This is a genomic window from Kitasatospora sp. NPDC001159, assembly GCF_053598235.1.
The window spans coordinates 46,922-54,702 of the sequence record NZ_JBSFJV010000058.1; the positions used below are offsets into that span (position 1 = coordinate 46,922).

The 7,781-nt window shown below is 73.3% G+C and carries 7 protein-coding genes; 5 read left to right on the forward strand and 2 right to left on the reverse strand.

What is annotated here, in order from left to right; all coding sequences use genetic code 11:
• Positions 1 to 31 precede the first annotated feature (31 nt).
• From ACWC9T_RS26370 to ACWC9T_RS26390, 5 genes are all read left to right on the forward strand, one after another.
• On the forward strand, positions 32 to 1,207 hold the full coding sequence (locus ACWC9T_RS26370) for an FxsB family cyclophane-forming radical SAM/SPASM peptide maturase (RefSeq protein WP_449823523.1): 1,176 nt from the start codon (positions 32 to 34) through the stop codon (positions 1,205 to 1,207).
• A 206-nt stretch (positions 1,208 to 1,413) separates the two neighbouring features.
• Positions 1,414 to 2,487: an aKG-HExxH-type peptide beta-hydroxylase gene (locus ACWC9T_RS26375; protein ID WP_449823524.1), complete on the forward strand. Its 1,074-nt coding sequence runs from the start codon at positions 1,414 to 1,416 to the stop codon at positions 2,485 to 2,487.
• Positions 2,488 to 2,804: 317 nt separating this feature from the next.
• A complete protein-coding gene (fxsA, locus tag ACWC9T_RS26380; protein ID WP_449823525.1) occupies positions 2,805 to 2,990 on the forward strand; it encodes an FxSxx-COOH cyclophane-containing RiPP peptide in 186 nt (61 codons plus the stop codon).
• Positions 2,991 to 3,042: 52 nt separating this feature from the next.
• Positions 3,043 to 5,433 (forward strand): FxsB family cyclophane-forming radical SAM/SPASM peptide maturase, encoded by a 2,391-nt coding sequence (locus ACWC9T_RS26385; RefSeq protein WP_449823526.1) that lies wholly within the window; start codon positions 3,043 to 3,045, stop codon positions 5,431 to 5,433.
• 19 nt (positions 5,434 to 5,452) lie between these two features.
• On the forward strand, positions 5,453 to 6,229 hold the full coding sequence (locus ACWC9T_RS26390; RefSeq protein ID WP_449823527.1) for an aminoglycoside N(3)-acetyltransferase: 777 nt from the start codon (positions 5,453 to 5,455) through the stop codon (positions 6,227 to 6,229).
• A 43-nt stretch (positions 6,230 to 6,272) separates the two neighbouring features.
• On the opposite strand, the gene ACWC9T_RS26395 is transcribed toward ACWC9T_RS26390, so the two are convergent.
• Together ACWC9T_RS26395 and ACWC9T_RS26400 are read right to left on the reverse strand one after the other, a co-directional pair.
• Positions 6,273 to 6,857 (reverse strand): GNAT family N-acetyltransferase, encoded by a 585-nt coding sequence (locus ACWC9T_RS26395; protein ID WP_449823528.1) that lies wholly within the window; start codon positions 6,855 to 6,857, stop codon positions 6,273 to 6,275.
• A gap of 76 nt (positions 6,858 to 6,933) precedes the next feature.
• A complete protein-coding gene (locus ACWC9T_RS26400) occupies positions 6,934 to 7,497 on the reverse strand; it encodes a hypothetical protein (protein ID WP_449823529.1) in 564 nt (187 codons plus the stop codon).
• Positions 7,498 to 7,781: the final 284 nt, after the last annotated feature.

Sequence of the window (7,781 nt, forward strand, 5' to 3'; positions counted from 1 at the left end):
ATCCCGCCAGCCGCTGCTAAGGTTCACGCGCATGGTGCCGTTCCGGCAGTTCCTGCTGAAGATCCACAGCCGGTGCAACCTGGCCTGCGACTACTGCTACATGTACGAGAGCGCCGACCAGAGCTGGCGCGACCGGCCGCGGCGGATGGAGTCGGCGACCGTCCGCCGGACCGCCCGGCGGATCGCCGAACACGCGGCCGAGCAGGGGCTCGACGAGGTTTCCGTGGTGCTGCACGGCGGCGAGCCGCTGCTCGTCGGTGCGGCCCATCTCGACGCGCTGCTAGCCGAGTTGGCGGCCGCCGGGCCGCGGGTGCGGTTCAGCCTGCAGACCAACGGGCTGCGGCTGCTGGACGAACCCGCGCTGCTCGACGTACTGCACCGGTACCGGGTCGGTGTGGGGGTGTCGCTGGACGGCACCCCGACCGATCACGACCGGCACAGGCGGTTGCCCTCCGGCGCGGGCAGCTGGGCCCGGACCGCGGCGGCGGTGCGGCTGCTCGGCTCGGACCGGCACCGCGAGCTGTTCGCCGGGTTGCTCTGCGTGGTCGACCTGGCGGCGGACCCGGTGAGCACCTACGAGGCGCTGCTGGAGTTCGCGCCGCCCCGGGTCGACCTGCTGCTGCCGCACGCGACCTGGCACGCGCAGCCGGCGGGGGTCCACCGGGCGCTGCCGGTCGCCCCGCCGTACGGCTCGACCGAGCAGCCCGCGCCGTACGGGGAATGGCTGATCGCGGCCTTCGACCGCTGGTACGACGCCCCGTACCGGGAGACCGGCGTCCGGCTCTTCGAGGAGCTGTCCGTGCTGCTGCTGGGCGGCCGGGCGGCCAGCGAGGCGGTGGGGCTGGCGCCGGTCGACCTGGTCGTGGTCGAGGCGGACGGCACCATCGAGCAGGCGGACAGCCTCAAGGTGGCGTACGACGGCGCCGCCGGGACGGGCCTGGACGTGTGGCGGCACGGCTTCGCGGACGCCGCCAGGCACCCGGCGTTCCGGGCCCGCCAGCGTGGCTTCGCCGGGCTCGGGCCGGTCTGCGCGGCCTGCCCGCTGGCCCGGGTCTGCGGCGGCGGCCTCTACGCGCACCGGTACGCGGGTGACGGGTTCGCTCACCCGTCCGTGTACTGCGCGGACATGGACCGGCTGATCCGGCACATCGCCGGCAGGCTTCAAGCCGGGGTGGCGGAGCTGGCCGGGGCCGGGCTCGGGAGATAGCGGGGCGGGCGCAAGACACTCCCTAGGCCGTTCGGGTCATGCGCGGGCCCGGACCGGCTGAGCCGCCGCCTCGTGGGGAGACTGCGGGCGGACCCGGCCGGCCGTGCGCTGTTCGCGACCGGGTCGGTCCTGAAGCGGGTTGTTCACGAGCGGGTTGTTCACGAGCCGGCTGTTCACGGGCCGGCTGTTCACGAGAGGACGAACCGATGGCGGGTGCGGGCGAGGCGGTGGCGGCCGGGGTACCGGGCGCGCGGGGGGCGGACGGGCTGCCCAGGCACGGCATGGACCGGGCGACCTTCCGGGCGATCGCCGGAGCGCGCGGCGGCCCGGAGGCCGTCCGGCTGCTGCGGGCCGGGCAGTTGAGCAAGCGGGCGCTGCTGCTGCTCGCACTGCGCCGGGCGGCCCCGCAGGACGAGGGCTACCGCGCGGCGTACGGGCAGGTGCGCGCCTTGCAGCGGGACGACCTTCCGCGCTGGGAGGAGGTGCTGCTGCGGCCGGAGTTGGACGCCTGGGCGGCCGACTGCCTGCGGGCGTTGTCGGACGGCTCGGCGGTATCGCTGGACGGGCTGGGCGAGTTCGTCCGGGCCGGGGCGGGCCCGGCGCTCGCGCTGGAGTGCGACGGGCTGCGTTGGGCGCCGCTGATCGACCACGTCGGGCCGCGCCGGGTGGGCTACGGACGGCCCCCGACCGGACCGCTGTCGCCCGGCGAGCTCGCACGGTGGGAAGACCGGTTGGCCGAGGCCTGGCGGATCCTGGTGCGCAGGCACCGCCGGCATGCGGAGGCCGTCGCGGCCTGTGTCAGCACCATCGTGCCGCTGCGGCCAGCGCCCGGCGGGGAGGGGGTCAGTGCTGCCGCCCGGCGGGCGTACGGCGCGGTGGCGGTCTCGCTGCCGGGCGAACCGGTGCTGCTCGCGCTGGCCCTGGTGCACGAGTTCCTGCACATCCAACTCGGCGCCCTGCTGGACCTGGTGCCGCTGCACCGCCCCAACGGTCCGGCGATCTACCACGCGCCCTGGCGGCCCGATCTGCGCCCGGTCGGCGCGCTGCTGCAGGGGGCGTACGCGCATCTGGGCGTCGCGTCCTTCTGGTGTGCCGAGGCGGCTGCGGGCGCGAGTGAACGGGGCCGAGCGGAAGGGGAGTCCACGCGCTGGCGGGGGCACACCCTGGCTGCCGCCGAAACCCTGCTGGGGTGCGGTGAACTCACATGGCAGGGAAGGGAGTTCACTGAGGAGTTGGCTCGTTCCGTCCGCGAACTGGGGGAACCGGGCCAGTGCGCTTGAGGGTATTGGGCCGTTCGGGCGCCGAGCCGGCATCCCGGGGCCGAGGCCGCCCCCTGCGCGTGTCCTCGCCGGGGCGGGTCGACGGGCTCGAACGCCTGCTCAGGTAGACGCGCTTCGGCGCGCGCAACGGCGAAGTGCGCGACCGCTGAACGGGTGAATTCTTGGGGATTTGTGCGCCGTGGTATGGCGTCGACCGGCTGGGCAGACCAACTTGAGGAGGCAAGGTGCCGCGCGGAGTCCGCGCGGGCACTACATTGGTCGCAACCGGGTGACCTACCCGGACTCGGCAGGTCCTAACCGCGCCTAAGGAAACGAACATGACTCCGGTAACCAGCACCAGGCCCGCCGGCAACCTCACTGACACTCAGGAGACGCCGGAACGCCCGTCCCTCGCCGAACTCGCCGCCCTGGGCGCCGAGGAACTGGCCGCCCGACTGCGGCGCGCACTCCCCGGCGCGGAATCCGGCCTCGTGCCGGTAGCGGCCTTCAACTCCTCCATCTGACCCGGCCCGGAACACCGGACGGACTCCAGGCCGAGCTGAACCTGCCACGCCCATGACGACGCGAATTCCGGTGCCACTGACGCAATTCGTGGTCAAGATGCACAGCCGGTGCGATCTCGCCTGCGACCACTGCTACGTCTACGAGCACGCCGACAGCAGCTGGCGCTCCCGCCCCAAGGTCATCGGGGACGAGATCCTGGCCAAGGCCGCCGAGCGGATCGGCGAGCACGCGGCCGCCCATCGGCTGTCCGCCGTCCGGGTCGTCCTGCACGGGGGAGAACCCCTGCTCGCCGGCCCGGACCGGTTGCGCCGCGCCGCCGAAGCGCTCCGGGCGGTGCTCCCGCCCGGCTGCGCCCTCGACCTGCGCATCCACACCAACGGCGTGCTGCTGAGCCGCGCCTTCCTCTCGCTGTTCGCGGAGCTGGACGTCAAGGTCGGCGTCTCGCTGGACGGTGACCGCGCATCCAACGACCGCCACAGGCGCTTCGCCGACGGGCGCAGCAGTCACCCCCAGGTCCTGCGGGCGGTCGCGCTGCTGAACGAGCCCGAGTACCGGCACCTGTTCGCCGGGCTGCTGTGCACCATCGACATCGAGAACGACCCGGTCGCCGTCTACCGGGCGCTCGCTGAACTCCGCCCCCCGGCCGTTGACTTCCTGCTTCCGCACGCCACCTGGGACGAGCCGCCGAAGCGGATCCCGGGCGGCGGCGACACCCCCTACGCCGACTGGCTGCTCGCCGTCCACAGGCTGTGGGAAGCGGACCGGCGACCGTTCGCCGTGCGCACCTTCGAGTCCGTGCACCGGACCCGGCGCGGGCTCTCCAGCCTCACCGAGTCACTGGGCCTGGAACCCTCGGACCTGGCGGTGCTGGAGACGGACGGGACCTTCGAGCAGGCCGACAGCCTGAAGACCGCGTACGACGGCGCGCCCGCCACCGGGATGAACGTCTTCGAGCACAGCCTCGACGACCTCGCCCTCCACCCCGGCATCGCCGCCCGCCAGTCCGGCCTGGCCGGACTGAGCGCCGACTGCCGGGCCTGCCCCGTGGTCCGCTCGTGCGGTGGCGGGCTGTACGCCCACCGCTACCGGGCGGACACTGGTTTCGACAATCCTTCTGTCTACTGCGGTGACCTCATGGCGCTCATCAACGACATTGCAGGGGGCGGCAGTTCGTCCTCTGGTTCGTCATCCGTCCCGGCACAGGGGGGAGAACCGCTGCTGCCTGCCGTGCTCACCGCTGCGCAACTGGACGAACTGGCCAGGGGATACGGAGGCGCGGACACCGTCGCCGCCCTCGGCCGCTCGCAGCTGGCGCTGACCCGGGCGATGCTGGCCGCCGCCTGGGACGCCTCCGGGCAGGGGCGGGCCGAGGCGTGGGGGCTGCTGTCCTCGCTCGACGAGGCAGCGCCAGGAGTGGTGGACGCCGTGCTGGCGCATCCGTACGCGCGGGCCTGGGCGGCGCGCCGACTCGGCGGGGATCTGACCGTCGGGCTGGGGGAGTTGGCGGCGATGGCGGCCGCGGCGGCGGTGCGGGCCGGTCGGGGGGACGCGGTCGCGGTGCCGGTGCGGGGCGGGTGGCTGCACCTGCCGACGCTGGGGCGGATCGCCGTACCGGACGGGGAGGCGGTGGTCACCGGGCTGGCGGACGGCTTCTCGGTGCGGGCCTCGGACGGGTCGGTGTTCACTTCGTACGACCAGCCGCTGCGGCGGGTCCGGCTGGCGGGCGGGTGGACGGTCGCGCTGGAGGACGTCGACCCGCTGCGGGACAGCCACGACCACCCGGTGGCCGGACGGCTCCCGGACGGTGAACTGCTCGGCTGGACCGGAGCGTTGCGGGAGGCCTGGGAGCTGCTCGGGCGGGACCTGCCCGGGTACGCGGAGGGCATCCGGGCCGGACTGACGACGGTCACCCCGCTGCGGCCCGGGCCAAAGGGCCGGGACGTCAGCTCGGCGGCCCGGCAGGCGTACGGCGCGGTGGGCATCGCCCGGCCCGCGACGGCGCCGACCCTGGCGCTGCTGCTCGCGCACGAGTTCCAGCACGTGAAGCTGGGGGGCGTGCTGGACCTGTTCGACCTCTACGACCGGGCCGACGACCAGCTGTACTTCGCGCCCTGGCGGCCCGATCCGCGCCCGCTGGAGGGGCTGCTCCAGGGCACGTACGCGCACCTCGCGGTGACCGAGTACTGGGGCACGCGTACGGCCGCGTACGACGGGCTGCCGGGCGAGGCCGCCGACCGGACGCGGGCGCAGTTCGCGCTCTGGCGGCGCTACACGGCGGAGGCGGTCGAGCGCCTGGCCGGGTCGGGGGCGCTGACGGCGCTCGGCCGGCGTTTCGCGGACGGGATGCGGGAGAGCATCTCCCCGTGGCTCGCGGTGTCGCTGCCGGCCGCGGCGGAGCGGGACGCCGAGCGGGCGCGTCAGGAGCGCCTGGCCAAGGTCTGACCCTGAAGGAGCGGTCGTGTTGTCTTCTGCCACTCTCGCCGCCCGGTTCGCCGAACTCGGCGTCCGGGCAGGCATGGTGCTGCACGTCCAGGCGTCGCTGCGGGCGCTCGGGCCGGTCGAGGGCGGGGCGGACGGCGTGGTCGGCGCCCTGCGCGAAGTCCTTGGTGACGACGGGACGTTGGTGGCCTACACCGCCACGCCCGAGAACTCCTCCACCTCGCGGATCTACCAGGCGGCCGTCGCCGGGCTCTCCCCGGCCGAGGCCGGCGCCTACCGGGCGCGGATGCCGCGCTTCGACCCGGCGACCACCCCGGCGTCCCCGACGATGGGCGCGCTCTCGGAGGCCGTCCGCACCTGCCCCGGTGCCCTGCGCAGCGGCCACCCGCAGACCTCCTGGGCGGCGGTCGGCCCGCTGGCGGGCGCGATCACCGGGCGCCACCCGCTCACCTCCCACCTCGGGCCGGACTCCCCGCTGGGGCGTCTCTACGACCTCGACGCCCGGGTGCTGATGCTCGGCGTGCCGATGGCTCGATTCACCGCCTTCCACCTTGCGGACCTCCGCCAGCCGGGCGTGCGGGTACGGGAGTACCGCTGCGTCGCCTCGGACGGCTGGACCGCGTTCGAGGCCCCGGACTTGGACGACGTGCACTTCGCCGACCTCGGCACCCGCGTCCTCGCCGCCGCCACCGGCGTCACCACCGCCCGCATCGGCACCGCCGACTGCCGCCTCGTCCCGGTGCGGGAGGCCGTCGACCTCGCCGACCGGGTCCTCCGCTCCCGCACCACCTACACCTGATCCCGCCGCTTCGGCCTCGCCGAAGCGGCGACGTTGCTCTGGGCTACTGGTCCGGCGTGGGAGATGCCGACTGTCGCTGCTGCCAGTCGGATCGGGTGAGCTCGTACTCGACTTCGCCGTGTTCGGAACCGGGGATCGCGTCCGGCCAGCCGCCGGTGAAGTTCCGGAGGAACGACAGGCCGGACTTCTCCATCACGCGTCGGGAACGGGTGTTGACGGCCATGGTGTTCGCGGTGACCCGTTCCACTCCGAGGTCGGTGAAGCCCTTGTCGATCAGGTCCCGCGATCCCTCGGTGGCGTAACCCTTGCCCCAGGACGCCTGGTTCAGCCGGTATCCGAGTTCCAAGACGGCCGGGCTGTGCTCGTCGAGGGGGCGGAAGTCGAACCAACCCAGGAAAGTCCCGGTGGCCTTCTCCTCGGCGGCCCAGAAGCCACGGGTGCCGAGGCAGGGGTAGTCGTGGAGGAGCCGCGGCAGGACCCTCGTCTCGACCGTCTCCCGGCTGGCTGGCTTACCGCCGTTGATGAACCGCATCACCTCGGGGTCATTGTCCAGGGCGAAGAGGTGATCGGCGTCGGCCTCGGCGAACGGGCGCAGCACGAGCCGCTCGGTCTCAAGGAAGGCGTGCATGCCGTGATCTTGTCTGCCTGTCATCAGGCATGCCACCCAATATCCGCGACCGCTCGCGGGGCTGTCGCACCGGGGATCAGCGGCCGGGGTTGTAGTCGCGGTTTCCGCCGACGACGGCGCCGAAGGACTTCCCCACCCACTGGGCGCAGTTCTTGCAGGGCGGTGCGATCCGCTCGTTGACGTCGTAGGTCGTAAGCCGGTAGTGCTTGGGGTTGAGTCCCTTGCCGACCATCTTCATGTAGAGGTGCGCCTCCGCGCAGTTGTGCGGCGGCCAGCCCTCCAACTGCTCGATGTCCGCCCACGGCGGTCGCCACCCCTCGCCGACGGCAGTCTGCTGGCGCTCCCCGGAGAGTTCTTTGGCCTCATGAGTGCCCCGCTGTCCCCGCGAGAAGCTTTCGTAACCGCTGGCCGCCGAGATCAGCTTGTCGTCGCGCTTCTTCCCGCCCCGGCCGGTCCTCTGCTTCAGCGGGGTCGCCGTCGCGATCTTCGTTGAGGGCTTCTGCGCGGCGACCTTGTCCATCTGGGCACCGAGGGTCTTCTCGCGCCCGGCACGCTGGATCGCGTGGCCCACCGCGAGGTTGCCCACGGAGCGTTGGAGGGCGGCAGCCGTGGCGGGTGTGATGTGTGCGCCGGCCCGCATCGGAGGGGCTTCGGCCGAGGACGTCGCACGATTGCGCGGCTGCGGCCGGACTTTGAGGTGCTCGGACTTCCTGTCGTAGTCGCGCGCGCCCACACGAGCCCCTTCCGATCGTCCGACTTCCCGGGGACACCAGCGTCATGGTTGGGCCACGAGCATGGGAAGGCCCGCGAGGGCAGCGTTCGCTGCCCCGGCGCGGCGGGGGGGAGGGGGGCGAGGGGTGGGGATAAGAGCGCCTGGGGGCTGTTGTCCATTCTGTGTTCTTTGTGGGGGGGGGGGGGGCTGGG